Genomic DNA, 24833 nt, shown 5'->3' with positions numbered 1-24833 from the left:
GCGGTCATCGCCATCCCCGCCATTGAGCGTATCCGCCCCCACACCGCCATCGAGCGTGTCGTCACCCTCCAGCCCGACCAGCCGGTCGTTGCCGCCAAGCCCCTGCATCACGTTGGCGACCGCGTCGCCGGCCAGCAGATCGGTCCAATCCGTCCCCACCGCGCTTTCGATGCCGGACAGCCGATGCAGCGCCTCGCCGAAAATATCCGCAATCCCCGCCGCCAGCGACAGGTCCAGCAGGTAATCCACCGCCGTCCAGCCCTCGACCAGAACCTGGAAGCGGAAATCGATCGTGTCGATCCCCGCCCCGCCATCGATCGTATCCGACCCGCCACCCGGACGGATCACGTCATCGCCGCCCCCCGCAAGGATCCGCTCCGACGCGTCGGTCCCCGCAACCGTCTCGCCCGCATCGCTGCCGCGCACCACCGGCCCACCGGTAGCGGAAAAATCGACGAGCGGGATCGTCTCGGAACTGTTCACTAGGTAGGCGTCGCCTTCGGGCTCGACCACGATCTCGCCGAGCTTGCGATAGGTCGGGCTGGCCTCGTCATTGCGGTCATAGCTCTCGGCAAGCAGCTCGGTTCCCGAAGCGTCGAACCGGCGCAGTTCGACCCGCGAGGGCCAGACCGTCCACCCCGCGACAAAGCCGCCATCGTCGAGCGCCCAGAGGCGCGGCATGATCCCTTCTTCCTGCTCCGCCGCGTCAAGCGGATCGATCTGCCGTTCAGACAACGATGTCGAGCCATCGCGCGCCAGGATCTCGAGGAAGATACCGTCATTTCCGGTCCCGTCGGCAAAGCTGTCATCGGGATAGTTGCGGCTGGCATAGATCACGGCGATCCGCCCATCCGACAGCTCGGCCACGTCGATCGCATTCGTAAGACGCCCGGTCGACTCGCGGTTAAGCCCGCTGCCCACCGGAATCCGTACCGCGATCTGGCCGAAATTCTCGTCGAACAGGTGCAGCATGATCCGTTCATCGGTGTTCATGTCCATCGTGGCCCAGGCGAACCCGCCATCGATCCGTGCCAGCGCCCCGGAAAACGGGTTGAACTGCTGCGGAAAGGTTGCCGGCCAGCCATTGAACCCACCATCGGTGGGCAACCGGTTGAAATCCTGGTCAATGACCGCGATCTGCGTCTCGCCATACACGATATTGCCATTGCCGAGCGTCAGCATCACTGGGTTGGTGAACGCGCGATATCCCAGATTCTCGACCAGGGTGGCCCCGGCGCGCGGCTGTCCGTCCGGCGCGAAATCCTGCGCGTGAATCGTCAGATCCCGGTTCTCATGCCAGAACACGCGTATGTCGCCGTTCTCCAGCAGCGTCGCACCAATCTCTTCATGACGCGCGTCCAGGTCCTGGATGTCCAGAAACGCGCTCTCGAACAGACGCGCGCCGTCGGCCCCCGTCACGTGGATCGCAATGCGCGAGGATGGCCCCGCAGGATCGGACGACAAGGCGGAATGGAAAAAGACCGTGCGCCCGTCAGGAAGTAGGATCGATGTCATGAATGCCCCTTGACTGAAATAACCCGGCAAAGGGAAGCCGCGCCCAGCCAAGGGCCCCGTCCCCCGCAAAAAAACTATGGCGAGCGATGACCTTCGGTCAACGCCGATCGGATCGGAAAATCACTGGCGGGAAATCTGGTGCCCAAGGAGAGACTCGAACTCTCACGATGTTGCCATCGGGGGATTTTGAATCCCCTGCGTCTACCATTCCGCCACTTGGGCCACGCCCCTGACTAGCCTCACCGCGAGGCGAGGTCCAGAGGCAAAACACCGGCGCTGATGCGATTGGGCGGTTGACCCGCCTGCCCCTGCGTGGTTTTGCAGGCCGACCCCCGTAGCAGGACCCGCAACAGATGATCCGTTCGCTTTATGACCGCACCATGCGGCTGGCCGACCACCCCAACGCCCTGTGGGCGCTGGCCGTCGTTGCCTTTGTCGAAAGCTCGGTCTTCCCGATTCCGCCCGACGTGCTGATGATCCCCATGATCCTCGCCCGGCCCTCGCGCGCATGGCTTATCGCGACGGTCGCGCTGGTTGCGTCGGTGCTGGGCGGTCTTCTGGGCTATGCCATCGGCGCGTTCTTCTACGAAGGCATCGGCCAGCCCGTGCTCGAGGCGATGGGCAAGGCCGACGCGATGGAGGCGTTCAACGAACGCTTCAACGGTGTCGGCTTCTGGGCGGTGCTGACTGCTGGTGTCACGCCCTTTCCCTACAAGGTCATCACCATCATGTCGGGCTGGACCGGCATGCCGCTGGGCACCTTCATCCTGACCTCGATCCTTGCCCGCGCGCTGCGGTTCTTCGTGGTGGCGGCACTGCTGCGCGGCTTTGGCCCGCCGATCCGCGACTTCATCGAGAAATATCTCGGCCTCGTCTTCACGGCCTTCGTCGCCTTGCTGATCGGCGGCTTTGTTCTGGTGCAATATCTATGACTTATCGATCGTTCCTCATCTTCCTTGCGGCGGGCGGGTCACTCGGGCTGCTTGCCGGGGCCTTCTTCTTCCAGGCGCTTGGCTGGGCACCTTGCGCCATGTGCCTGTGGCAGCGCTGGCCTCATGCCGCGGCCATCGCCATCGGGGCTGTCGCTCTCTTCGTACCGGGTGCCACACTGCCCGCGCTGGGGGCGCTTGCCGCCGGCACCGCGGCGGGGCTCGGGCTTTACCATTCGGGGGTCGAGCGCGACTGGTGGGAGGGTCCCTCCAGCTGCACCGGCGACGCGGGCGCGCTTGGCGGGCTGACCGGCGATGCGCTGCTGCCCGGCGCCTCGGACGCGCCGGCCCTCGTGCTCTGCGACACGTTCGAGCCGTTCCTCCTCGGCCTCACCATGGCCAACTGGAACACGATCCTGTCGGCGGGCCTCGTCCTTTTCTGGATCGCAGCCGCCCGCGCGCGCAGCTAACCGGCTTTCCGCGTCGCCAGCAGCAGGTTCGTCTCGCTGCTCTGCACGCCTTCGAAGCTGCGCACCCGGCTCAGCGCGCGGTCCAGATCCTCGAGCGTTTCGGTGCCCAGTTCCACGATCAGGTCCCAGCGTCCGTTGGTCGAATGGATCGCGCGCACCTCGGTCAACCCCTGCAGCTGGCGGGTGATGCGGTTCGCCCCGCGCCCCTCGATCCCGATCATCATCAAGGCGCGCACCGGGTCGCGCAGCGCATCGGCCTTGGTCACCACGGTAAAGCCCAGGATATCGCCCCGCTCCTGCAACCGTTCGATCCGCGCCCGCACCGTCGTCCGCGACAGGTTCAGCCCAATGGCAAGATCCGACAGCGAGGCGCGCGCATCCCGCCGCAGTGCCGCGATCAGCTTTTCATCCGTTTTGTCCAAAACACCCTCCGATCCGCGTAATCCGGGTTCGTTTTGTCCGAAATACCCTCTGGCGGTCAACGCATATCGGACACTACTTCGGGTCAAGCGATAGGAGAGGCCAGAATGACACCGCAAACCTGCATCCTGATCGGCGCGCCCGTGGACTCCGGAAAGCGGCGCGACGGCTGCCTGATGGGCCCCGACGCGCTGCGCACCGCGGGACTGGCCCGGGCGCTTGGCGATCTCGGCCACCGGGTCGAGGATCGCGGCAACCTCGCCCCGGCGCCGCACGCCCCTGATGGCGACGGTCCCTTGCATCAACCCAACCGCACCATCGGCTGGACGCAGACACTGGGCACCGCCGCGCAAGAGGCACTGCCAAACGGCCTGCCCATCTTCCTCGGCGGCGATCATGCGCTCTCGCTGGGCAGCGTCGCAGGCGCCGCCGAACATGCCGCGCGGGTCGGCCGTCCGCTCTTCGTGCTCTGGCTCGACGCGCATAGCGACTACCACACGCCGGAAACCTCCGGCTCGGGCAACCTGCACGGCACCCCTCTGGGCTATGTCACAGGGCGCGCCGGGTTCGACGGGTTCCCGCCCGTGCCAAACCCCGTCCCGCAGGAAAACATCTGCATCATGGGGCTGCGCTCTGTCGACCGGGCAGAGCGTGAGGCGCTGCAAACAACCCGCATCCGCCTGCATGACATGCGTGACATCGACGAGAACGGCATCGCCCGCCCCCTCACCGCCTTTCTCGACGCGGTAGCGCGCGCCGGTGGCATGCTGCATGTCTCGCTCGATGTCGATTTCCTCGATCCCGCGGTCGCGCCCGCGGTCGGCACCACCGTGCCCGGCGGCGCAACCGTGCGCGAGGGTCACCTCGCGATGGAGATGATCTGCGACAGCGGGCTGATGACCTCGCTCGACCTCGTCGAGCTCAACCCGTTCCTCGATGAACGCGGCCGCACCGCACAGCTGCTGGTCGATCTTGCCGCCTCGGCGCTCGGCCGCCGCGTCTTCGACCGCCCCACCCGCGCCTTTGACTGAAGGAGATCCCGATGACTGCCCAGCAACCCTCCGACAAGGCCCTCGTGCCCTTCGTCTCGGTCGACCACATGATGCAGCTCATCCACCGGATCGGGCTCGAAGACATGCTGCGCGGCCTCGGTGAATACATCGAACAGGATTTCCGCCGCTGGGAACTGTTCGACAAGACACCGCGCATCGCCTCCCATTCGGCCGAAGGCGTGATCGAGCTGATGCCCACCTCCGATGGCGAGGTCTATGGCTTCAAATACGTGAACGGCCACCCCAAGAACACCAAGGAGGGTTTGCAGACCGTAACCGCCTTTGGCCTTCTTGCCGATGTTTCAACGGGTTATCCGGTGCTCCTTAGCGAAATGACGATGCTGACCGCGCTGCGCACCGCCGCGACCTCGGCCATGGTCGCAAAGCATCTGGCGCCCAAGGGGGCCGATACGATGGCGATGATCGGCAACGGGGCCCAATCCGAATTCCAGACCCTCGCGATGAAGGCCATCCTCGGCCTGAAAAGCGTCCGCCTCTATGACACTGATCCCGCCGCCACGCGCAAATGCGCCGCCAACCTCGCCGGACACGGGATCGACGTTGTCGCCTGCGCCACGCCCGAAGAGGCCATCGAAGGCGCGCAGATCCTGACCACCTGCACCGCCGACAAGCAGTTCGCCACTATCCTGACCGACAACATGGTCGGCAGCGGTGTCCACATCAACGCGATCGGCGGCGACTGCCCCGGCAAGACGGAACTTGCGGCGGGCATCCTTCAACGGTCCGACATCTTCGTCGAATTCCCGCCCCAGACCCGCATCGAAGGCGAGATCCAGCAACTGGCCGAGGATCATCCGGTGACCGAACTCTGGCAGGTGATATCCGGCACGGCGCCGGGCCGCACCTCTAACCGGCAGATCACGCTGTTCGACTCCGTGGGTTTCGCGATCGAGGATTTCAGCGCCCTGCGCTATGTCCACGACCGGCTGGCCGATACGGGACTCTACCTCGCTCTTGACATGCTGGCCGATCCCGACGACCCGCGCGACCTGTTCGGCATGCTGCAACGCGCCACGCCCGGCGCAGCGGCCTGAGGAACCTGCCCCGGGGGCATCCCCCGGGGCCATTTGTCTTACGCGTCCAGCCAGACCTCTTCGAGGTGCATTTCGCGGAACTGGTGACGCTCGAACCCGTGCACGCCCTCGACGCGGAAGGCGAACTCCTTGTTCCAATAGGGCTGGATCATTGCCCCGCTGTCGCGCAGCATCTCTTCCAGCTTGGCCATGATCTCGCGTCGCTTGTCGGCGTCGAAGATACCCACCGCCTGGTCCAGCAGCTTGTCGAATTCCGGGTTGGCATGTCCCGACTCGTTCCACGCCTCGCCCGACCGATAAGCCAGACCGTAGACCTGCACACCCAGGGGCCGCCCGCCCCAGTTGGTGGTCGAGAACGGGTACTTGGTCCAGTCGTTCCAGAACGAAGAGCCGGGGATGACCGTCCGCTTGACGTTGAAGCCCGCGTCGCGCAGCTGCGCGCCGATGGCATCCGTGGTCACCGTCCGCCAGTCGCCGTCGATCGAGATCAGCTCGATCTCGGCATCGGCATGGCCGCTGGCCTCCAGCATCTCGCGCGCTTTCTCGGGGTCGTAAGGCGCGGGGCCGATATCTGCATATTCGGGATGGATCGGCGCGACGTGGTGGTTCTCGGCCACTTCGCCCAATCCGTTCAGGCCCAGCTCCAGCACGACGGAGTTGTCGACCGCCATCTGCACCGCGTTGCGGAAGGTCTTGTCGTTCAGCGGCGCGCTGTCCGGGCGCATCCGCGCCACGATGGTACCCGCCGTCGGCACCTCCTTGCGCACCAGGCCCAGCCCGCTCAGCACGTCCACGAAATCGGCATTGGTGGTGTCGTTGGCATGGATCTCGCCCGCCTCGAAGGCCGCGACGATGTTGGATTCGTCGGTGCCGTAATCGATGAACTCGATCCCGTCGAGATAGACGTCGCCGCCCCACCAGCTGCCATTCTCGCGCCGCTTGACCACGGCCTTCTGCCCCACTTCGAACTCCACCAGCTCGAACGGGCCGGTTCCGATCGGGTTCTCGGCCAGTCCCTTGTCGGGGCTATAGCCGGGATGCATGATCAGCGCCGGGTAATCCGACATGCCGGGGATGATGGTGATGTCCGGCTCCAGCAGGTTCAGGCGGATGGTGAAATCGTCCAGCTTCTCGATCGCACCCTCGCGCGCCTGCCCGGTCTCGCCATCGATGAGCGAGGCCATACGCGCCGCCATCGAGTTGCCCTCGGCATTCTTGTCGCACCACCGGTTGAGGTTGAAGATCACGTCATCGGCGGAGAATGCGTCACCATTGTTCCAGGTCGCGCCCTGCCGCACATTGAGCGTATAGGTCTTGGCGTCCTCGCTGACTTCCCAGCTTTCCAGCAGCATGCCGGTAAAGGTGAAATCGGTCTTCCAGCGCACCAGCGGCTCGCAGAACTGGCGCGCCACGTTCGCCGGCTCGGTCCAGTCCCAGGTGCGCGGGTCCTTGAGGTCGAGAATGCGCATCCCGACCTTCAGCACGCCGCCGCTCTTGGGCTCGCCCGCCGCGTGGGCCGGTGTCGGCGCGGCCAGCCCAAGCAGGCCATAGGCCGTCGCGGCACTCGCCCCCATCACGCTGGCCAGCGCGAGGAACTCGCGCCGGCTCATCTTGCCGGCCATGGTGTCGTCGGCCATCGTGTGCACGATGGGGCGGACGGTTTCGGTTCGATCCTCAGGTGTCATGTCTTCCTCCCGGTCGTTTGAATGCCCGGTCACCCGCCGGGCAGCGCCAAGGCCCCGGTACAGGTTCGGCGCTCCTCCTGCCGCCCCTGTCTTTCTCCGGTCCCCGCCCCGTATCAGGGCGACCCGCGCGCCGCAAAGCAAGCATAATTCGACCGCGCGCGGCAATTATTGGACAATTATGTCCAGAACCAGCCCGACAGCGACCGTTTCGGCCCGAACAGACCGAAACCGGTGCCCGGCGCGCCTCAGTCCGGGTCGTACCAGATCGGCGAGGTATAGGCCCGTTCAGTGGTGGTCATCGGCACCTCGGCCGGCATCGTGACGTTGAACCGCTTCGCCTCGTAGGCCGTCCAGCGCGGCGTCGGGATCTCGATCACCCGCGCGTAATAGAACGCCTTCAGCGCCGGGTCGAAATCGGGGTCGGTCCAGACCCCGATCAGTTCCGACGCCCCGATCGAATTGCTCCAGATCGCATTGGCGACATCCACCGTGTTGCCGACATCCGGCAGGCGGCCTTCGGCATCCGGCTCCCGGTCGCCCGACCACACGACGTCGTACACGGATTCGTGCAACTCGCCCTCGGCATCCAGCCATCCCTTCACGATCTGGATGCGGTCGAGATTGCCCGACAGCGGGTCCTTCAGCGCCGCCACCAGGAAGTTCGGCGCCCTGCCCTCCGGCGCGGCGGCCAGCTCACCGCCCATCGGCACGCCCTTGCGATACCCCGCATGGGCCGGCAGGCGGCTCAGCGTGTCCTCCTCGGTAAAGTTGTAGCCGCCAAAGAACCGCACCATCATGCGCGAACCGGTGGTGGCATAGGTCTCCCTGCGCATCATCGCGTCGAAAATGGCGGCACGGGTGTTTTCCCGCGCCCAGACCGCGCCCAGACCACCGGCGGCCTGCTTCCAGCCATAGATGGTCAGCTCCGGGTCCGGCGCCTCGATGACGACATGCTCCCAGCGGTGCGGTTCGGGCTCCACCCCTGAATGCTTGCCAAAGAAGTTGTCCTCCTGCGCGGTGGCCATCCCGGTATGGGAATCGGTCGCGCCGACCATGCCGAACTTGAACGGGTTCACGCCCAGCTCGGATTCGATCTTCAGCCCGCGCTTCAGCGCCTCGCGCGCATATTCGCCCGCCAACATGTCGGGTGTCTTGACCTCGGTCCCGTTCAGGTTGGCCGCGTCCCAACTGTCGAAATCGGCAAACTCGTCCTCGGGGCTCAGAAAGGGATGCGCCTCGCCATCGCCCTTGATCTGGGTCGCCTCGTATAGCGGTTCGAACCGCGCGCGCAGGCTGGCGATTTCCTCGGTCAGGGCCGAGCCGTCATAGGCGTTCATGCTGAACATGCGCCCGTTCGACAGGTTGCCGTTATGCGGGATCGCCAGAACCTCGGCCCCGGTCCGCTCTTCGTATTCGGCAAGATAGGCCCACAGGTCCTCGGGGTTCTTGCTGTCATATTGCGAGAACGGCCGCGTCTGGTTCGCCCGGATGGAACCGTCGCGGAACAGCACGTTCCGGTGCAGGTTGTTGGCCCCCTCGGTCGTGTATTCATAGCCGATGATGGCCGAGAATATGCCCGGCTCGTTGTACCTGTCCGCAAGCGCAGTATAGGCTTCCCAAGCGTGTTTGATGGCCCTCGGATTGTCGATGGGCGGCTCGTCATCCGACAGCGAGGCCACGATCTCCATCGCCGTGTCAAAGGCCAGTTGCGGGTCGCCCGACGTCAGCGCCTCGTACCACGCCCGGCCCTGCTCGGTCGACAAGACCTGCGCATCCCCCGCCAGCAGCTGTGGCATCAACCCGTACATCTCGGCATGATCCGACACCACCAGCCAGTCCAGCGGGCGCGACAGCTGCGCCCTCAGCCCGTGGGTCGTCGTCACCTCTTCACCCCGGGCAAAGCGGAACGCATCCTCCTGGCTCAGCCGAGTCATGGTGCCCGCATCGACCGAGACCATAGTGTGCAGATGCGAGTCACCCCAAAGCGGCAGCTGCGGAAAGTCCCGCCCCGCATAGGGCGAGAACGCATCCGGCGCGAGCACGACCTCGGTATCCTCCTGCTGGGTCGAGTATTCCTGCGCAAGGGCCGGGGCGGCGGTGCACAGAAGAATGGCAAGGGCAAACCGCGCAGCACGCGCCCCCCTGTTTTCCGAGTACGCTTGCATGGCTGATCTCCTGTCTGGAATGCGAGGGAAGAATAACCTTTACGCTAGGTTAACAGGAAATCAGGGATCTCATAACGATTTTCCGGAAACGGCCGGGAGCCGACGCTGGTACCAGGGGGTGCAAAACGGTCAATCCTGCCCGCAACCGATGTACAAAACGGTCAAAACGGTGGTCAGGCTTCCAGTTCGGCGTCCCAGTAGAGGAAATCGATCCAGCTGTCATGCAGGTGGTTGGGCGGGAACTTCCGCCCGGTATTGCGCAGCTCCTCCGCCCCCGGCTGGCGCGGCGGCTTGCGCAGGCTCATGCCAACCTGCCGCAAGCTCTTGGAACCCTTGCGCAAATTGCATGGCGAGCAGGCCGCCACCACGTTCTGCCAGCTCGTCACGCCGCCCGCCGCACGCGGCACCACGTGGTCAAAGGTCAGATCCCCCTTGGCCCCGCAATACTGGCAACGGAATTCATCCCGCAAAAACAAATTAAAGCGCGTGAAGGCCACGCGCTTTTGAGGTTTAACATAGTCTTTCAATACCACGACCGAGGGTATTCGGATCTCGGTACTCGGGCTTCTGACCACCTCGTCATATTCGGCAACGATATCGACCCGGTCCAGCCAGGCTGCCTTTATCGCCTCCTGCCAGGGCCATAGAGACAGGGGGTAGTAAGACAATGGTCGGTAATCGGCGTTGAGCACCAGCGCGGGATGATGTTTCAACGCGCCCGGCTGCCTTACGAAATCCGATCTGAAATCCCCGTCCATATGCGACTCGCTCCCTGCTCTGCACTGCCTCAAGACGCCAGAGCGGGGAGCACCCGCCCCAACCTCGATTCGACTATATATCGTGGTTGACCCCTGACAAGCATTCATTTGCCACTACATGTCGCAGGCTTGGTACCTTGCCGTCGTAACAGGCAAATGACAATTATCCACAGCTTGCCGCGCCGGTGTCAGACGCGCTATTGCAGCGCGCATGGCCTGGTTCATCCGTTTCAACAAACCCTTCGGCGTGCTGTCTCAATTCACCGATCGTGGGACCGAAGGCAGCAGCCGCCCGACCCTGTCACGCTACATAGATTTGCCGGGGGTATATCCCGCCGGGCGGCTCGACCGTGACAGCGAGGGGCTGATGCTCTTGACCTCGGACGGCGCGCTACAGGCCCGCATCGCCGACCCGAAACACAAGATGGCCAAGTCCTACTGGGTGCAGGTCGAAGGGATCCCGGACGAGGCCGCGCTCGACGCGCTGCGCAAGGGCGTCGACCTCAAGGACGGCCGCACCCGTCCCGCCCGCGCGGCCCGCATCGATGCGCCCGAGGCACTTTGGCCCCGCGATCCTCCGATCCGAGAACGAAAAAGCGTGCCGGATTGCTGGATCGAGCTGACAATCCGCGAAGGCCGCAACCGTCAGGTGCGCCGCATGACCGCCGCCGTGGGCCACCCCACGCTCAGGCTGATCCGCGCGCGCATTGGCGAATGGACACTCGACGGTCTTGCCCCCGGCACGTGGGAGGCACTTCCGCCCCCGCCGCGACAGCCTGACAAACCACGCCGTCGCTGGTAGGCTCCGCCCGATGACCCTTCCTGACGCACCCACCCCCTCGGCCATTCTCGAAGCAGCAATCTACGTGAACGACCTTGACGCGGCCGAGCATTTCTACGGCACGCTTCTGGGGTTGGAAAAGATCATGCGGATCGAGGATCGGCACGTTTTCTACAGGCTTGGCGGTTCGGTGCTGCTCGTCTTCAACCCGGATCGCACGGTCGAGCCGCCGAACAACCCCGACCTTCCGGTCCCGCCGCACGGTGCGCGTGGACCGGGCCATGTCTGTTTCACGCTCGACCGTGACGGTATCGCCTTGATGCACGACAGGCTCGTAGAGGCCGGTGTCGCCATCGACACCCAGTTCGATTGGCCCAACGGCGCGCGCTCGCTCTATGTCCGAGATCCGGCCGGAAACTCGGTCGAATTCGCCGAAGCACGCCTTTGGTCGCAATCCTGAGCTTGACGCATCGCATCTTTTGCGGCGCGGTCCTGATCCGGAATACCGGGATCGGCGGCCGCGACCTGCCGACAGCATTCCCACCGCCGACAACCCGACGATTTCCCCGCGCGAGGATGTCCGGCAGGTCAACCTCAAGGTCTTTGGGGCCAAACTGCAGAACAACAATCGTGTCAGGTTTATTGCAACGCTTGCGGGCTGCACGGGTCCTGTTGCCCGATCAAAGGCTCAGCTTATCCCGCATGAACGCCAGCGCCACGCTCAACCCGTCGGGCGCGATGCCGTGGCCGGTACCCTTCATGACATGGGCGAAAACTTCCTTGAACCCGGCCTCCTGCAGCGCCTCGGCAGCCTGCGGCAGCGACTGTGGCGGCACCACGTCATCCGCATCGCCATGCACCAGCAGGACGGGCATACGGCTTACCGTTTCATCCTGAAGCAGCTCCGGCGCCAGCAGCCGTCCCGAAAAGGCGACGATCCCGGCAACCGGTTCCTCGCGCCGCGGTGCGACATGCAGGCTCATCATCGTGCCCTGGCTGAACCCGAACAGCACCACCTGTTCAGGCAGCACGTCCTCATCCACCATGAGCGCATCGAGGAACGCGTTCAGATCCTCGGCAGCCGCCGCCATTCCGCGCTGCGCTTCCTCTTCGGAGGACCCGTCGAGCCAGGGGATCGGGAACCATTGGTAGCCCATCGGCATCCCCGGAATCGTCTCGGGCGCGTCTGGCGCGACGAACAGCGTATCGGGCAGATGCTCGCCCAAAACATCGGCGATACCAAGAAGGTCGGCCCCGTTGGCGCCATAACCGTGCACGAACACAACCACCGAACGTGTCGTACCCGAGACCGGCTCCTTGCGGCCCGCATTCAATACCCGTGTCATCTGATCCCTTCCCTGTCCTTGGCCACCCGGTAATAGGCCCACAGCACCCGCGCCGCAACCGACCGCCATGGCTGCCAATCCTCGGCCATCTGCCGCAGCGCACGCTCCTTGGGGCGTTCCGGCAAGTCGTAGAGAATCCGCGCCGCCTCCTGCAAGGCCAGATCGCCCGGGGCAAAGACATCCGCGCGACCGAGGCTGAACATCGCGTAGATCTCGGCCGTCCAGACCCCGATGCCCGGTACCTCGACCAAAGTGCGGATCACCTCATCGGTCGGTGCCGCACGCAAGGAGCGGTAGTCGATCCGCGCCTCGGCCAATGCGCGCGCATACCGGATCTTTTGCCTGGAAAGACCCGCGGCGCGCAGATCGTCATCGCTGGCCCACATGATTTTGCGCGGGCCGGTCAGCCGGGCATCCTTCATCCGCTTCCAGATCGCGGCAGCGGCGGCGACGCTGACCTGCTGACTGACGATGGCGCTCAGAAGCTGGTCGAACCCGTCCGGCCTGCGCCGAAGCGGCAAGGGGCCGGTCTGACCGATCGCATGGGCCATGCGCGGGCAAATGGCCGCAAGATGCTCGGCCCCCTCCTGCACATCGCCGAGATCCTCAATGATCCGTTCGTTCAAGCGGCCGCTCCTCGATACCATACCTGCCGGTCAGCTGCTCCGGCGGTTCGACTCCTACGCGATCACCACAACAGTGCAACCCCGGGCGAAGTCCGCTGTTGAGACGAATCCCGCTTGAGGTCGAACGCATTCACGGATACGCATCCAAACCATGAACATGACAACGACCGCCCCCGACGACAGCCGCGCCAAGCGCAACGTGGCCGTTCTGGTCTGTGCCCAGGCCATCCTCGGCGCGCAGATGCCGATGATTTTCACAGTTGGCGGTCTGGCCGGGCAATCGCTGGCCTCCAACCCCTGCCTTGCGACTCTCCCGATCTCGCTCATCGTTCTCGGGTCGATGCTGGCGGCAACGCCGGTCTCGGCGATCATGCAGCGATACGGGCGGCGTGCAGGGTTTCTGGTGGGTGCCACGGCCGGGGCGATCGGCGGTGCGATCGGTGCCTACGGGCTGTCGATCTCGTCCTTCCCGGTCTTCCTGCTGGGCAGTTTCATAACCGGTATCTACATGTCGGCGCACGGGTTCTATCGCTTTGCTGCCGCCGACACAGCATCGGACGCGTACCGGCCCAAGGCCATCTCCTATGTCATGGCGGGCGGGCTTGCTGCCGCGATCATCGGCCCGCAGATGGTCAAGCTTACAGCCGAGGCCTATGTCGTGCCGTTTCTTGGCACCTATTTCGCGGTGATCGGGGTGAACCTCGTAGGCTCGCTCCTGTTCTTCCTGCTCGACATCCCCAAGCCGCCCATCCCGTCCGAGGACGCGCCGCGCGGCCGCACGCGGCGCGAATTGCTCGCGACCCCCCGTATCGCCGTGGCGGTGATCTGCGCGATGGTCTCTTACGCGCTGATGAACCTGGTGATGACGTCGACGCCGCTGGCAGTCGTTGGCTGCGGCTATACCGCCGGAAATGCCGCCGATGTGGTCACAAGCCACGTGCTCGCCATGTACGTGCCGAGCTTCTTCACCGGGCACCTCATCGCCCGTTTCGGGGTGGAAAGGATCGTGGCGGCCGGTCTCGTGATCCTTGCGGGTGCCGGAGCAGTGGCGCTTCAGGGCGTGGATCTGAACAATTTCTTCATCGCCTTGATCCTGCTCGGCATCGGCTGGAACTTTGGCTTTATCGGCGCAACCACAATGCTCGCCGGCGCGCATGAGGCGCATGAGCGTGGCCGGATGCAGGGGCTCAACGATCTGATCGTGTTCGGCGGCGTGACCTTTGCGTCGCTGGCCTCGGGTGGATTGATGAATTGCTCGGGCGGAACGCCGATGGAGGGATGGACTGCCGTGAACCTTGCCATGGCGCCCTTCCTGGCCCTCGCCGGAGGTGCACTGATCTGGCTGGTCATGCGCCCCGCCGCGCGCGAGGCCTGATTACCAGCGCCCGGTTGCCGCCACTCGCATCAACGCGGCAGCGCTACGAAATGCACCCATCTCAAGGGTGCCCGCCGCAACGCGCGCGGGTTCCCGCGCGGCCTGCCGCAGCAGGTGTTCTGCCTGCCAGCCGGAAATGAGCGCCGGTCTTGCCTCGGCGCTCACAGCGTCCCGCCGTCCGCGTGCCCGGGCCAACCGGTCCAACGCCTCTTCCGCCAAACGACATACGCCCGCCTCCGTCCCGTCCAGCAGGGGGATGCGACCGCGCGCCTCCAGGTCCGGGATCGCCTTGAGCCATCGGGCCACGCCCGTTGCCCAGCCGAAATCGCGCACAACCGCCTCATCGGCCTGCCCCAGAGAGGCCGCCGCGACCCACATCAGGCTGCCAGAGACGCGATCGATATGGTCTGAGAAGGCCGCCTCATCCTCGAACGCATCGCGGTAGATGTCCCAGCGCCGCGCCTCGACATAGCCGTCCAGCACCTCTGCACGGTCCGGCGCAACTGCCTCGGCCAGGGGCGTCACCACCTCGTGCCGCCGCACCGGGCCGCCCGCCGCAATCTCACCAATCGCATCGCGCCACCATTGCAGCCGCATCTCGGCGATCATCGGTTCTGCCGTTACCCAGGGTGCGCGCGATACCTCGACATTCATCGCGTATAGCGGAAAGAGGACGCGTCGCGCCGAAACATGCGCGGCCATCGCCGCCCGAAACCGCTCCGGATCGGCCCGCTGCACCAGTTCGGCGCAGGCCGCAAGGGTCTCAGACAACATCCCGCACCCGGCTTGCGGCGGCGTCGCGCAAGAGCTTCCAGTTGATCGCGTCGAGCAAAGCCTCGAAACTTGCGTCGACTATGTTCGCACTGACACCGACGGTGGACCAGCGTCGCCCGGTCCCATCCTCGCTATCGATCACGACCCGTGTTACCGCTTCGGTGCCGCCCTGCGTGATCCGGACCTTGAAGTCCTTCAGCCGCATGTCCTCCAACTGCACCGAGTAGCGCCCGAGATCCTTTGCCAGCGCCTTGGCCAGCGCATTCACCGGGCCGCGGTCATTTCCGGTTTCGTCCATCGACTCGCTGACCGAGAGCTTCTTCTCGCCATCGACCTTCACCACGACGACCGCTTCGGACAGGCTCACCATGCGATCATACTTGTTTTTCCGTCGCTCCACCGTGACCTTGTAGCGTTTCACCTCGAAGAAGTCGGGCTTCAGCCCCAGTTCCTCGCGCGCCAGCAATTCGAAACTCGCCTGCGCGGTGTCGTAGGAGTATCCTTCGTCCTCCCTCTCCTTCACCCGCTCGAGGATCCGCCCCAGTGCCGGGTCCCCTGGCGCGACCTCCAGCCCAGCCTCCGCCAGGCGCCGCCGCAGGTTCGATTGACCGGCCTGGTTCGACATCGGGATGATACGCGCATTGCCAACCGTTTCCGGCGGAACATGTTCATAGGTCGCCGGATCCTTGAGGATCGCGCTCGCATGAAGGCCCGCCTTATGCGCAAAAGCCGATGCCCCCACATATGCCGCCTGCTTCATCGGAACGCGGTTCAATATGTCGTCCAGCATGCGGCTGATCCGGGTCAGACCCACCAGCGCCGTCCGGGTGACGCCCGTCTCAAACCGGCTGGCATAAGGTTCCTTGAGCAACAAGGTCGGGATCAGCGCGGTCAGGTTCGCGTTGCCGCAGCGCTCGCCAAGCCCGTTCAGCGTGCCCTGCACCTGCCGCGCACCCGCATCGATCGCCGCCAGTGTGTTGGCCACCGCGTTCTCGGTATCGTTGTGCGTGTGGATGCCCAGCCGGTCGCCGGGGATGCCGGCGGCGATCACCTCACCCACGATCCGGCCCACCTCCGCCGGCAGAGCGCCGCCATTGGTATCGCAGAGCACGATCCAGCGCGCGCCTGCCTCCAGCGCGGCCCGGCAGACCTCGAGCGCATAGCCGGGATTGTCCTTGTAGCCGTCAAAGAAATGCTCGGCATCGAACAAAGCCTCGCGCCCACGTGCCACGAGATGCGCGATCGAGGCGCCGACATTCTCCACGTTTTCCTCCAGCGTGATGCCCAGCGCGTCGGTCACGTGGTAATCATGCGTCTTGCCCACGAGGCAAACGGCTTGCGTGCCAGCGTTCATCACCGCCGCCAGCAATTCGTCATTAGCGGCCGAGCGCCCGGCCCGCTTGGTCATCCCGAAGGCCGTGAACCGCGCCTGTGTCTTGGGTGCGGCCTCGAAAAACGCGCTGTCGGTGGGGTTGGCGCCGGGCCAGCCGCCCTCGATGTAATCCACACCCAGATCATCCAGCGCACGGGCGATCTGCACCTTCTCGGGCGTCGAGAACTGCACGCCTTGCGTCTGTTGCCCGTCCCGCAGCGTGGTGTCGTAAAGATACAGTCGCTCCCGCGTCATTGTCCCGCTCCCACGGTTCGCCGCGCCACGCCGCAGCCTTCCTCTTGCCCCAAATATCCTCGGGGGGAGATCGCTTGCGATCGGGGGGCAGACAGCCCCCCTGCCCGGTAACCGCCCATCACACCGCCTCCAGCTTGTCCGCGTCAAAGCCCGGACCCGGCACCAGTTCAACACCCGCCTTGCTCATCCGCACTTCCAAGCCCGCGGCGACATAACCGGCCTTCAACCGGTCGACCTCGGCGAAATCCTTGCTCGCTATCGCCGCCTCGCGCGCCGCGGCAAGCCGCGCCTCATACGTCGACAGATCTAAACTGCCGGTCTCGGCCCATGCGCCCAGTTCCGTAGTCAACAGGCCCAGCATCCGGGCCGAGGCCAGAAGCACTGCCGCGTCTCCCTCAGACGCCAGCCGGTGGAGCTCGGCAATGGCCCCCGCCGCGTTCAGATCATCGGCCAGCGCCGCGATGACCGCGGGGGCCGCGCTGGCAGCGGGCTCGATGCCCGCTGTCAGCGCCCGCCACTTCCGCAAGACCGCCTCCGCCTCGCGCGCCTTTGCCTCGGTCCAGTCCATCGGCTTGCGGTAATGCGTGGACAGAAATACGAAGCGGATCACCTCGCCCGGGACGCCCTGCTCCAGCAGGTCATGCACGGTAAAGAAATTGCCCAAGGACTTGGACATCTTCTTGCCCTCGACCTGTAGCATCTCGTTATGCATCCAGACCCGCGCAAAATCCCCCTCGGGATGCGCGCAGCAGCTCTGTGCGATCTCGTTCTCGTGATGAGGAAACATCAGGTCGTTGCCGCCACCATGAATGTCGAAACTCTCTCCCAGCAACTCATAGGCCATGGCCGAGCACTCGATATGCCAGCCCGGGCGCCCACGGCCCCAGGGGCTTTCCCAACCGGGCAGGTCATCGCTCGACGGTTTCCACAACACGAAATCCATCGGGTCACGTTTGTAGGGCGCCACCTCAACCCGCGCACCCGCGATCATGTCATCGACCGACCGGCCCGAGAGCTTGCCGTACCCTTCGCGCCAGCTGTCCACCGAGAAAAGTACATGACCCTCGGCCTCGTAGGCATGTCCCCCTTCGATCAGCGTCTCGATCATCGCGATCATCTGCGGGATGTATGCGGTCGCGCGCGGCATGTGATCGGGCTCCAGCGCGCCCAGCGCGCCCATGTCGTCCAGGAACCATTGTGTCGTCTCCGCGGTGATCTCGCCGATCTCCCGGCCGCTGTCTTTCGCCCGCGCGTTGATCTTGTCATCCACGTCGGTGAAGTTGCGCACATAGGTCACGTGATCCGCACCATACACTTCGCGCAACAGGCGGTAGAGCACGTCGAAAACCACCACAGGCCGCGCGTTTCCCAGGTGCGCCCTGTCATAGACGGTCGGTCCGCAGACATACATCCGCACGTTATCCGGGTCGATGGGGGCAAAGACCTCCTTGGTTCGGGTCTTTGTGTTATGCAGCCTGATCGTCGTCATCGGTCTCGTCCTCGAACAGCGGCGCGTCGCGCCTTGGCGCGGGCTTAGCAACTTGTCCTTGGGAAGAAAACGACAGAAACCGGCCCGCAGGAAACTCAGCGGGTAATGCAGCAGGTAATGATGCGGAACATCCGGGTCATGTGGCTGCTCTAGCATGGTCCGCGCTCTCCGCCAAGGCTTGAGTGAATCGCCTTGTCGCGGCACTCTTTGCGCATGAGCCGAGACACCGTGAACAGCCTCTGCCGCGCCCTGCCCGGCGCCGAATGGTCCGACCCTTGGGGCTGCGGCCACGACGCGTGGAAGGTCGGCGGCAAGATGTTCGCCTGCATCGGCACCGCCAACGATGGCGTTTCGGTCAAGACCCCCGATATCGACACGGCAACGATGCTGATCGAGGCCGGCGTCGGCGAGCGTGCCCGCTATTTCCACCGCAGCTGGATTCGCCTGCCCTTCGACGCGCCGCCCGACGAATTGCGCCATCGTCTGATCGTCTCTTATGACATCGTTCGGTCCGGACTTACGAAAAAGGCACAGGCCGCCCTTCCGCCGCGCTCCGATTGACATTTTGCCTACGCTCTGACCCTCTCGCCCGCAAACGAATATCCGGAGGCGCGGCCCATGAACCTTTCGCATCGCATCACCCATCTCACCGGCGGAGGATCGGATGGCTGGGACGTGTTCTACAAGGCGCGGCGCATGATTTCCGAGGGTGTAGCTGTCACCGAGCTGACCATCGGCGAGCATGACATCCGCACCGATCCGCGCATCCTTGCGGCGATGGACGCCTCGGCACGCGGCGGGCACACGGGCTACGCGATGGTGCCTGGTGTCGGCGCCCTGCGCGACGCGGTGGCCCGCCGCATCACCGAACGGACCGGCGTACCCACCAGCCGAGAGAACGTGCTCATCACTCCGGGCGGTCAGTCCGCGCTCTTTGCCGCGCATGCAGCGGCCTGCGACGCGGGTGACACCGCGCTGTATCTCGATCCCTATTACGCGACCTATCCCGGCACGATCCGTGGCGTCGGCGCCATTGCGAAGCCAGTCAGGACCCGCGCCGAGGATGCGTTCCAACCCCGCAAGGAAGACCTCGCCGCCGCGGCCCCCGGTGCAAAGTCCCTTCTCATCAACACGCCCAACAACCCGACCGGCACCGTCTATTCCCGCCAGACGCTGGAAGGGATCGCCGAGGTCTGCACCGAAAATGATCTCTGGCTCATTTCCGACGAGGTCTATGACAGCCAGGTCTGGGATGGCGCCCATCTCTCGCCCCGGGCGTTGCCCGCCATGGCCGAACGGACGATGGTCGTGGGGTCCATGTCGAAATCCCACGCGATGACCGGGTCGCGCTGCGGCTGGATCGTCGCGTCCGAGGAGGTGGTGGCGCATCTCATCAACCTCGCCACCCACACCACATATGGCGTGCCGGGTTTCATCCAGGATGCCGCGCTCTGGGCGCTTGACGCGGGCGAGACGCTCGAGGCCGAGATCGCCGCGCCGTTCCGCCGCCGTCGCGAACTGGCCATGCATATCCTGTCCGGTCAACAGACCGTTACAGCGGTTCCGGCACAAGGCGCGATGTACCTGATGCTCGACACGCGCGCGACCGGGCTGACCGGCGAGGAATTCGCCAACGCCCTTCTCGACCGTCACCATATCGCCGTGATGCCCGGCGAAAGCTTTGGACAGGCCGCCGCCGGCCATGTCCGCGTCGCCATGACGATCGAAGACGCGGCCTTTGGCGAGGCGCTGCGCACGTTGTGCGGGTTCGCGGCCGAACTTGCGGGGCAGCCCATAATCGCCTGACGCTTTCAAAACCTGCCCCAGGTCGCAAACGGGACAGACCGACGCGGTCGAGGATGCGATTCTCTCCCTCAAGGCTTGCGAGGGAGAGACCCGCATGCAGGGAGAGTTGAGCAAGATAACCCTGATCTGCCGCACCATCGGCGCGGAGCGCGGACGTGCGGCGCGCGGAAGACCGCATTTCAGGTAGCCGCTCAGCCATCCCTCTCCCATTTTCCCGACCGGACCCGAAAATGAACCAGATCACCCGTTCCACCCCGCGCAGCGGCGGCCGTGCTGCCCGCCGTGCGGCGCGCGCCGCGGCCCTGCCCGAACACCTCAAGCCCATTCGCCCAGGTCTCGAAGGCGGTCAATACACCCCGCTGACCGAAGCCGACATGGCACGCATCCACGCGGCGGCACTCGACGTGCTGGAAACCGTCGGGCTGGCCGATGCCCCCGAAAGCGGGATCGCGCATCTTGCCGGTGCCGGATGTACCCTTGGGGACGACGGGCGCATCCGTTTCCCGCGCGCGCTGGTCGAGGACGTGATTGCCAAGGCCAACCGGTCCGTGACCCTGCACAGCAGAGACGGGCGCCACGATCTCGACCTGTCGGGCACCCGCGTGCATTACGGAACTGCCGGGGCCGCTGTGCACATGGTGGATGTCGATGGGCGCAACTATCGCGACTCCACCCTTCAGGATCTGCACGACGCCGCGCGCATTTGCGACGAGCTTGAAAACCTGCATTTCGTGCAGCGCCCGATGGTCGCCCGCGACGTTCTCGACAATCGCGAAATGGATCTGAACACGATCTATGCCTGCTGCGCTGGAACGACCAAGCACATAGGCACATCGTTTTCCGACCCCGCCCACGTGGCCGAGGCGCTGGACCTTCTCCACCTGATCGCGGGGGGCGAGGACGCGTGGCGCGAACGGCCTTTCGTGTCCAATTCCAACTGCTTCGTCGTTCCCCCAATGAAATTCGCGACGGAAAGCTGCGAAGTGATGGAGGCCTGCATCGCAGGCGGCATGCCGGTTCTGCTGCTCTCGGCCGGAATGGCCGGGGCCACCGCACCCTCGACCGTGGCGGGCGCCATCGTGCAGGCCGTGGCCGAATGCCTCGCCGGGCTGGTCTACGTGAACGCGGTCAAGCCGGGCGCGCCCGCGGTCTTTGGCACCTGGCCCTTCGGTCTGGACCTGCGGACCGGCGCGATGACGGGCGGGTCGGGCGAACAGGCGCTGCTCAGCGCGGGCTGTGCCCAGATGCACCGCTTCTACGACCTGCCCGGCGGCGCGGCAGCAGGCATTGCCGACAGCAAGTTGCCCGACATGCAGGCAGGATGGGAGCAGATGTGCTCCAACGTCATGGCAGGGCTTGCCGGACTCAACATGGTCTACGAAGCTGCCGGGATGCACGCGTCGCTACTCGGGTTCTGCCACGAATCCCTGATCCTCGGCGACGACCTGATCGGCCAGGCGCTGCGATGCGTGCGCGGGATCGAGGTCAATGACGAGACGCTGGCGGTCGAGGAGATCGCGCAGGTCTGCCTTGGCGGGACCGGTCATTACCTCGGCACCGACGCGACGCTGGGCCGGATGCAACGCGACCATGTCTATCCCGCACTCGGCGATCGGACCTCGCCCAAGGAATGGGTCGAGAAAGGCAAGCCGGACCTCGTCACACGTGCCGTTGAAAGGAAAGAGGCGATCCTCTCGCACCGGTCTGCCGCCAGGTTCGACGCGGCAACCGACGCGGCCATCCGGGAGCGTTTCAACATCCACCTGCCGGCGTGAGGCCCGTCAGCGCATCGCCGCGCACAGGACAGCCATCTGCACCGGGGCGCAATTTCAGGTGCTAGAAACACGAAAACCTCGGCGACGTGTCACCGAGGTCTTCTGTTTCCGGGCCGGAGTTGCTGTGGGTCGGCTCTCGGTCAGTTCCCATGGCGTATGACTATGGAACCCTCACGATTATCCAAGCACCGCTGACGCGCGTTCCACGGCCCATATCGCAGCGACGACAGATACCGAGGCGGCAACCGCACCGCGGGTGCCGATCCAGACTGGCTCCGGCATGCGGCGGACCAGCAATACAACCGGCCAAACCAGGACGACAATGGCGAGCTGGCCGAGTTCCACGCCGACGTTGAAGGCCAACAAGCTCTGCCAGACGTTGTCGGCATCCACCTGCAGAATGTTTCGCAACATGAAAGAAAAGCCGAAGCCGTGCAGCAGGCCGATCGCGGTCGTGACCGTGACGGCGCTGCGATCGCTGCGAGTGTGCCCGGTGCGCTGGAACACCGCATCGGCGGCCGCCCAGATGATACTCAGGGCAATGGCGGTCTCGACAGCGGGAATGAACCAGGGGGCCGACGGTGCGACACCGAAGAAACCAAGACACAACGTGATCGAGTGTCCGAGAGTGAAGCCCGTGACCCGCGCAAGCAACGCGCCAAGCGTCTGGGCACCGATCACCATGCAGATCACGAAGAGCACATGATCGATTCCTTCGATGATGTGGCGGACCCCCTCGAAGACGAATGTCGCGGCCGCGTCGAATGGCGATCCAGATATCCTGACGGGCTCTAGCATCAGGCCGGTGTTCCTGTAGGTGCGAATGGTGTCGCCCCGGTAGTCCAGAACGAGGTTCGCCGTCTCGTCCTGCCCGGGGAGTCCGGGGTCGGAAAGTGCCGCGAGCGCGTATTCGGATATCGCGCCATTTGCCCCATACCTGAGATGGACATCGACAATAGCGTCGCCAATGTAGGTCTCGCCGAAATCCGGTCGTATGATTGCCGCATCGGTCAGCGCCGCCTTGGCCTCGTTCTGCGTGGCGAACCCTGGTTCGCGACCCACCGCGCGGACGCGGACAGCGACGACCTCGGCCGCAAGTGGCCCTTTATCGGTCGTGATAACGAGGCCGTCGGCGGCAATCTGGCCGAGGCCGAGCGGGTCTGCGAGGATTGCACGGTCCTCGACGAGGTGCATTGGCACCCCGTTCTCGAGTCGATTGGTGGTAAAGGGCGCGGGCGCGGGCAAGCCGTCAGCGCCGATCGGGCCAAGCTTGTCGGCAACGAGGTAGGACATCGGCGTGCGCAGATAGAGGTCGAGCCCGTCGGCCACATGCACCACGTGGAAGATGCGCACATTGAGGTTCAGCTTGAAATGCGCCCAGGCCACGCCACTCAACATCAGCGACAACAGGGCAAGCGCAAGGATCAGAAGCCGTTTCATGGAAAACCTCACATTTGGATTTGCGCGCTGAGGATTGTCAGGCCGCTCAGAAACCACTCGTCCGCATCGCGTGTGACGTCGACAAGGCCGCGGTAGGTAACAAGCCTGCGGTGGATGTGCCCCCAATGCCCACCGCTCATGGAGGCCGTCCATGTGGCGATGATCTGGCTGCCATCACCATCGGGCAATGCCGAGACCTGCTCGACCTCGATGCCCGTGACCTCATCGGTGCGGGCAAACGCCCCGGATGGCAGCGTCACCGACAGCCCGCGCCGCATTTCGGCCGCAACGTCTTTTGCCCGGTCTGGCGGAACAAATGTCGTCAACGCTTGCACGAAGTTGTCGGGACGGGTTTCGAGCATGGTTGCACCGACATTGTCCAGAAGGCCCGACATAAGTTGCCGGGCCTCTTCGGCATCAGGCGCGGGCTGGCCAGGAAGCGTGATTTGAGTCGTTGCCGGAAGCGTTGTGGCGGCTAAGGCAAGTGCGCATGCGGACCCGGCGATTGCCACCCCGCGCCGCTTTCCGCGGCTTTTGAAGGCCACCCACGCAGCACCAATTGCGCCGATGGCGAGCGCGATCGCAACCATCGGCAGGCTTACGACGGTGCCGGTGGAGATTGTGACGGGTTTGGCCCGAGGCTCGCTCCATTGAGTGAGGCGGTTGGTCCAGCGGACCACCGGATCATCGCCACGAACCTGCGCGGGCTCGCCGCCGGCCGGATCGGTGAGGGTCACAGGCACCATCTCGACGCCTTCGGGAAAGAGTTCCCAGGTCATTTCAACCTCTCGCGCCAGCGTCGGTCGGGGATAAGACATCACGACACCCAGAAGCGCGGTGGCGCGATCGACCTCGAGCGCATCGTCCAACACCCGAAGCCCTTCGACCCCGACCGCAATTCGTGAAACCCGGATATCGCTCGCCGCCACACGCTCCCCGTCGATCACGACCGGATTGCGCGCGGCGAAAAAAGACTTGGCCCGGGGTGCGACCTCGGCCATCTGCTCGGCTCCGAGGGAAGAAGTCGCGCCGAGGCCGAGGTCGACCCACCCTTCCAGGTCACGCAGCCGGAAGATGATCTCGTGCCGAACTTCGCGCGGCTCCATCGACAGGAACGACATGAGAGGTGGCTTGTGGTGGCGGGTCAGGTTGGGATTTTCGAACTTGCTGAACCAGGGGTCTTGCCAATCCGGAACGAATGTCTCCGCGCGCGACAGATAGCGATAGTCGGTAACCGGTACGCCCATATGTTCGACCAAGACGCCAAGCGAAGCCTTTGGCATACCGTCACCATCCAGCGGCGGCGTGAAGGAAAAAGTCTCAGGGCGGCCAGCGAACGGAAATTCAAGCTCGGCATGGATGACGTCTGCGCTGCGTGGACGCGGGGGAAAGACTGTCGTGGCCGCTGTAACGCGCGGCTTTCGGTGGCGCAGGGCGACGCTTACGATTTCGGGTTGGAGCGACAGGCCATCGGCGGAAACAAGCATGGTCCGGCCTGTACGCTGAGAGAGTGACTGCCCCGTCCCGTCGTCTTCGGACACGAACAGCGGATAGTCGGCTGGATCGATTTCCAATTCGAGCCGCACCCTGTCGTCGAGGACAGAAATCTCGACGAAATTAGGCGCCGTTTCGCCCCCGTATGGCGAGACGAAATCGGCCTTTGCGACGCAACTCCAACCGGAAATCACCGCAGCGACGGACAACAAACGCAGCGAAAAGAACACGGCAACAACCTCGGAAGAAGA

Annotated in this window: 22 protein-coding genes and 1 tRNA gene; 10 read left to right on the top strand and 13 right to left on the bottom strand. The window is 64.7% G+C overall.

Translation table 11 applies throughout. The annotated features are described in order from the left end of the window. Window positions 1–1515 (bottom strand): calcium-binding protein (locus ACFORG_RS14115; RefSeq protein WP_386736180.1); only part of this gene is annotated, 1515 nt, incomplete at its 3' end. 136 nt (window positions 1516–1651) lie between these two features. Then, window positions 1652–1737 (bottom strand) — tRNA-Leu (locus ACFORG_RS14110). Between the two features lie 131 nt (window positions 1738–1868). Here ACFORG_RS14110 and ACFORG_RS14105 point away from each other — a divergent pair. Further along, on the top strand, window positions 1869–2447 hold the full coding sequence (locus tag ACFORG_RS14105; RefSeq protein WP_386736179.1) for a YqaA family protein: 579 nt from the start codon (window positions 1869–1871) through the stop codon (window positions 2445–2447). Beyond that, complete coding sequence (locus ACFORG_RS14100; protein WP_386736178.1) at window positions 2444–2914, top strand: disulfide bond formation protein B; 471 nt, start codon at window positions 2444–2446, stop codon at window positions 2912–2914. The genes ACFORG_RS14105 and ACFORG_RS14100 overlap by 4 nt, the downstream gene beginning before the upstream one ends. Here the strand turns inward: ACFORG_RS14100 and ACFORG_RS14095 are convergent. After that, window positions 2911–3336, bottom strand: a complete 426-nt coding sequence (locus ACFORG_RS14095) for an Lrp/AsnC family transcriptional regulator (protein ID WP_386736177.1) — start codon at window positions 3334–3336, stop codon at window positions 2911–2913. The two genes, ACFORG_RS14100 and ACFORG_RS14095, sit on opposite strands and share 4 nt — an antisense overlap. Before the next feature lie 105 nt (window positions 3337–3441). Here ACFORG_RS14095 and rocF point away from each other — a divergent pair, with 105 nt between their 5' ends. Beyond that, window positions 3442–4365 carry an arginase gene (rocF, locus tag ACFORG_RS14090; RefSeq protein WP_386736176.1) on the top strand — a complete coding sequence of 308 codons (924 nt, stop codon included), beginning with the start codon at window positions 3442–3444 and terminating at the stop codon, window positions 4363–4365. 11 nt (window positions 4366–4376) lie between these two features. Next, window positions 4377–5441 carry an ornithine cyclodeaminase gene (locus tag ACFORG_RS14085; protein ID WP_386736175.1) on the top strand — a complete coding sequence of 355 codons (1065 nt, stop codon included), beginning with the start codon at window positions 4377–4379 and terminating at the stop codon, window positions 5439–5441. A gap of 38 nt (window positions 5442–5479) precedes the next feature. Here ACFORG_RS14085 and ACFORG_RS14080 read toward each other — a convergent pair whose 3' ends face one another. From ACFORG_RS14080 to ACFORG_RS14070, 3 genes are all read right to left on the bottom strand, one after another. Further along, on the bottom strand, window positions 5480–7126 hold the full coding sequence (locus tag ACFORG_RS14080) for an ABC transporter substrate-binding protein (RefSeq protein ID WP_386736174.1): 1647 nt from the start codon (window positions 7124–7126) through the stop codon (window positions 5480–5482). Window positions 7127–7371: 245 nt separating this feature from the next. Next, the gene (locus tag ACFORG_RS14075) at window positions 7372–9291 is read right to left on the bottom strand and encodes a DUF3604 domain-containing protein (RefSeq protein WP_386736173.1); all 1920 of its coding nucleotides are present in this window, start codon (window positions 9289–9291) and stop codon (window positions 7372–7374) included. A 173-nt stretch (window positions 9292–9464) separates the two neighbouring features. Then, complete coding sequence (locus ACFORG_RS14070; protein ID WP_386736172.1) at window positions 9465–10049, bottom strand: HNH endonuclease; 585 nt, start codon at window positions 10047–10049, stop codon at window positions 9465–9467. A 211-nt stretch (window positions 10050–10260) separates the two neighbouring features. Here ACFORG_RS14070 and ACFORG_RS14065 point away from each other — a divergent pair, with 211 nt between their 5' ends. Together ACFORG_RS14065 and ACFORG_RS14060 are read left to right on the top strand one after the other, a co-directional pair. Further along, window positions 10261–10851 (top strand): pseudouridine synthase, encoded by a 591-nt coding sequence (locus tag ACFORG_RS14065; RefSeq protein WP_386736171.1) that lies wholly within the window; start codon window positions 10261–10263, stop codon window positions 10849–10851. A 10-nt stretch (window positions 10852–10861) separates the two neighbouring features. Continuing rightward, window positions 10862–11290 carry a VOC family protein gene (locus ACFORG_RS14060; RefSeq protein WP_386736170.1) on the top strand — a complete coding sequence of 143 codons (429 nt, stop codon included), beginning with the start codon at window positions 10862–10864 and terminating at the stop codon, window positions 11288–11290. Between the two features lie 220 nt (window positions 11291–11510). On the opposite strand, the gene ACFORG_RS14055 is transcribed toward ACFORG_RS14060, so the two are convergent. Beyond that, window positions 11511–12176, bottom strand: a complete 666-nt coding sequence (locus ACFORG_RS14055; RefSeq protein ID WP_386736169.1) for an alpha/beta hydrolase — start codon at window positions 12174–12176, stop codon at window positions 11511–11513. After that, entirely contained in the window at window positions 12173–12823 is a 651-nt protein-coding gene (locus tag ACFORG_RS14050; protein ID WP_386736168.1) for a DNA-3-methyladenine glycosylase family protein, read from the bottom strand. Before ACFORG_RS14050 ends, ACFORG_RS14055 begins: the two co-directional genes overlap by 4 nt. 130 nt (window positions 12824–12953) lie before the next feature. Between ACFORG_RS14050 and ACFORG_RS14045 the strand changes: the two genes are divergently transcribed. After that, a complete protein-coding gene (locus tag ACFORG_RS14045) occupies window positions 12954–14177 on the top strand; it encodes an MFS transporter (protein WP_386736167.1) in 1224 nt (407 codons plus the stop codon). Here ACFORG_RS14045 and ACFORG_RS14040 read toward each other — a convergent pair whose 3' ends face one another. From ACFORG_RS14040 to cysS, 3 genes are all read right to left on the bottom strand, one after another. Continuing rightward, window positions 14178–14948 (bottom strand): squalene/phytoene synthase family protein, encoded by a 771-nt coding sequence (locus ACFORG_RS14040; protein ID WP_386736166.1) that lies wholly within the window; start codon window positions 14946–14948, stop codon window positions 14178–14180. It abuts the gene before it with no gap. Beyond that, window positions 14941–16578 (bottom strand): citramalate synthase, encoded by a 1638-nt coding sequence (cimA, locus tag ACFORG_RS14035; RefSeq protein WP_386736165.1) that lies wholly within the window; start codon window positions 16576–16578, stop codon window positions 14941–14943. Before cimA ends, ACFORG_RS14040 begins: the two co-directional genes overlap by 8 nt. Before the next feature lie 118 nt (window positions 16579–16696). Beyond that, window positions 16697–18067 (bottom strand): cysteine--tRNA ligase, encoded by a 1371-nt coding sequence (gene cysS, locus ACFORG_RS14030; RefSeq protein WP_386736164.1) that lies wholly within the window; start codon window positions 18065–18067, stop codon window positions 16697–16699. Window positions 18068–18280: 213 nt separating this feature from the next. Between cysS and ACFORG_RS14025 the strand changes: the two genes are divergently transcribed. From ACFORG_RS14025 to ACFORG_RS14015, 3 genes are all read left to right on the top strand, one after another. Continuing rightward, on the top strand, window positions 18281–18628 hold the full coding sequence (locus ACFORG_RS14025) for an MmcQ/YjbR family DNA-binding protein (RefSeq protein ID WP_386736163.1): 348 nt from the start codon (window positions 18281–18283) through the stop codon (window positions 18626–18628). 57 nt (window positions 18629–18685) lie between these two features. Then, window positions 18686–19873 carry a pyridoxal phosphate-dependent aminotransferase gene (locus ACFORG_RS14020; protein WP_386736162.1) on the top strand — a complete coding sequence of 396 codons (1188 nt, stop codon included), beginning with the start codon at window positions 18686–18688 and terminating at the stop codon, window positions 19871–19873. A 230-nt stretch (window positions 19874–20103) separates the two neighbouring features. Continuing rightward, window positions 20104–21648, top strand: a complete 1545-nt coding sequence (locus ACFORG_RS14015) for a trimethylamine methyltransferase family protein (protein ID WP_386736161.1) — start codon at window positions 20104–20106, stop codon at window positions 21646–21648. Window positions 21649–21825: 177 nt separating this feature from the next. Here the strand turns inward: ACFORG_RS14015 and ACFORG_RS14010 are convergent, their stop codons facing one another. Both ACFORG_RS14010 and ACFORG_RS14005 read right to left on the bottom strand, forming a co-directional pair. Continuing rightward, window positions 21826–23088, bottom strand: coding sequence for a HupE/UreJ family protein (locus ACFORG_RS14010; RefSeq protein ID WP_386736160.1), 1263 nt, complete (start codon window positions 23086–23088; stop codon window positions 21826–21828). Between the two features lie 8 nt (window positions 23089–23096). Continuing rightward, window positions 23097–24812 (bottom strand): hypothetical protein, encoded by a 1716-nt coding sequence (locus ACFORG_RS14005; RefSeq protein ID WP_386736159.1) that lies wholly within the window; start codon window positions 24810–24812, stop codon window positions 23097–23099. Between the last annotated feature and the right edge of the window lie 21 nt (window positions 24813–24833).

This window comes from Lutimaribacter marinistellae (assembly GCF_042648365.1).
Taxonomy (GTDB): domain Bacteria; phylum Pseudomonadota; class Alphaproteobacteria; order Rhodobacterales; family Rhodobacteraceae; genus Lutimaribacter_A; species Lutimaribacter_A marinistellae.
Note: the sequence above shows the minus strand (reverse complement) of the source record. Positions and strands in the feature narration are given on the sequence as shown.

What these genes read in the sequence shown, in the direction of transcription:
- ACFORG_RS14105 (WP_386736179.1), top strand. Translation starts at nt 1,869, where the DNA reads ATGATCCGTTCGCTTTATGACCGCACCATGCGGCTGGCCGACCACCCC.
- ACFORG_RS14100 (WP_386736178.1), top strand. Translation starts at nt 2,444, where the DNA reads ATGACTTATCGATCGTTCCTCATCTTCCTTGCGGCGGGCGGGTCACTC.
- rocF (WP_386736176.1), top strand. Translation starts at nt 3,442, where the DNA reads ATGACACCGCAAACCTGCATCCTGATCGGCGCGCCCGTGGACTCCGGA.
- ACFORG_RS14085 (WP_386736175.1), top strand. Translation starts at nt 4,377, where the DNA reads ATGACTGCCCAGCAACCCTCCGACAAGGCCCTCGTGCCCTTCGTCTCG.
- ACFORG_RS14080 (WP_386736174.1), bottom strand. Translation starts at nt 7,126, where the DNA reads ATGACACCTGAGGATCGAACCGAAACCGTCCGCCCCATCGTGCACACG.
- ACFORG_RS14075 (WP_386736173.1), bottom strand. Translation starts at nt 9,291, where the DNA reads ATGCAAGCGTACTCGGAAAACAGGGGGGCGCGTGCTGCGCGGTTTGCC.
- ACFORG_RS14070 (WP_386736172.1), bottom strand. Translation starts at nt 10,049, where the DNA reads ATGGACGGGGATTTCAGATCGGATTTCGTAAGGCAGCCGGGCGCGTTG.
- ACFORG_RS14065 (WP_386736171.1), top strand. Translation starts at nt 10,261, where the DNA reads ATGGCCTGGTTCATCCGTTTCAACAAACCCTTCGGCGTGCTGTCTCAA.
- ACFORG_RS14060 (WP_386736170.1), top strand. Translation starts at nt 10,862, where the DNA reads ATGACCCTTCCTGACGCACCCACCCCCTCGGCCATTCTCGAAGCAGCA.
- ACFORG_RS14055 (WP_386736169.1), bottom strand. Translation starts at nt 12,176, where the DNA reads ATGACACGGGTATTGAATGCGGGCCGCAAGGAGCCGGTCTCGGGTACG.
- ACFORG_RS14050 (WP_386736168.1), bottom strand. Translation starts at nt 12,823, where the DNA reads ATGGTATCGAGGAGCGGCCGCTTGAACGAACGGATCATTGAGGATCTC.
- ACFORG_RS14045 (WP_386736167.1), top strand. Translation starts at nt 12,954, where the DNA reads ATGAACATGACAACGACCGCCCCCGACGACAGCCGCGCCAAGCGCAAC.
- cimA (WP_386736165.1), bottom strand. Translation starts at nt 16,578, where the DNA reads ATGACGCGGGAGCGACTGTATCTTTACGACACCACGCTGCGGGACGGG.
- cysS (WP_386736164.1), bottom strand. Translation starts at nt 18,067, where the DNA reads ATGACGACGATCAGGCTGCATAACACAAAGACCCGAACCAAGGAGGTC.
- ACFORG_RS14025 (WP_386736163.1), top strand. Translation starts at nt 18,281, where the DNA reads ATGAGCCGAGACACCGTGAACAGCCTCTGCCGCGCCCTGCCCGGCGCC.
- ACFORG_RS14020 (WP_386736162.1), top strand. Translation starts at nt 18,686, where the DNA reads ATGAACCTTTCGCATCGCATCACCCATCTCACCGGCGGAGGATCGGAT.
- ACFORG_RS14015 (WP_386736161.1), top strand. Translation starts at nt 20,104, where the DNA reads ATGAACCAGATCACCCGTTCCACCCCGCGCAGCGGCGGCCGTGCTGCC.
- ACFORG_RS14010 (WP_386736160.1), bottom strand. Translation starts at nt 23,088, where the DNA reads ATGAAACGGCTTCTGATCCTTGCGCTTGCCCTGTTGTCGCTGATGTTG.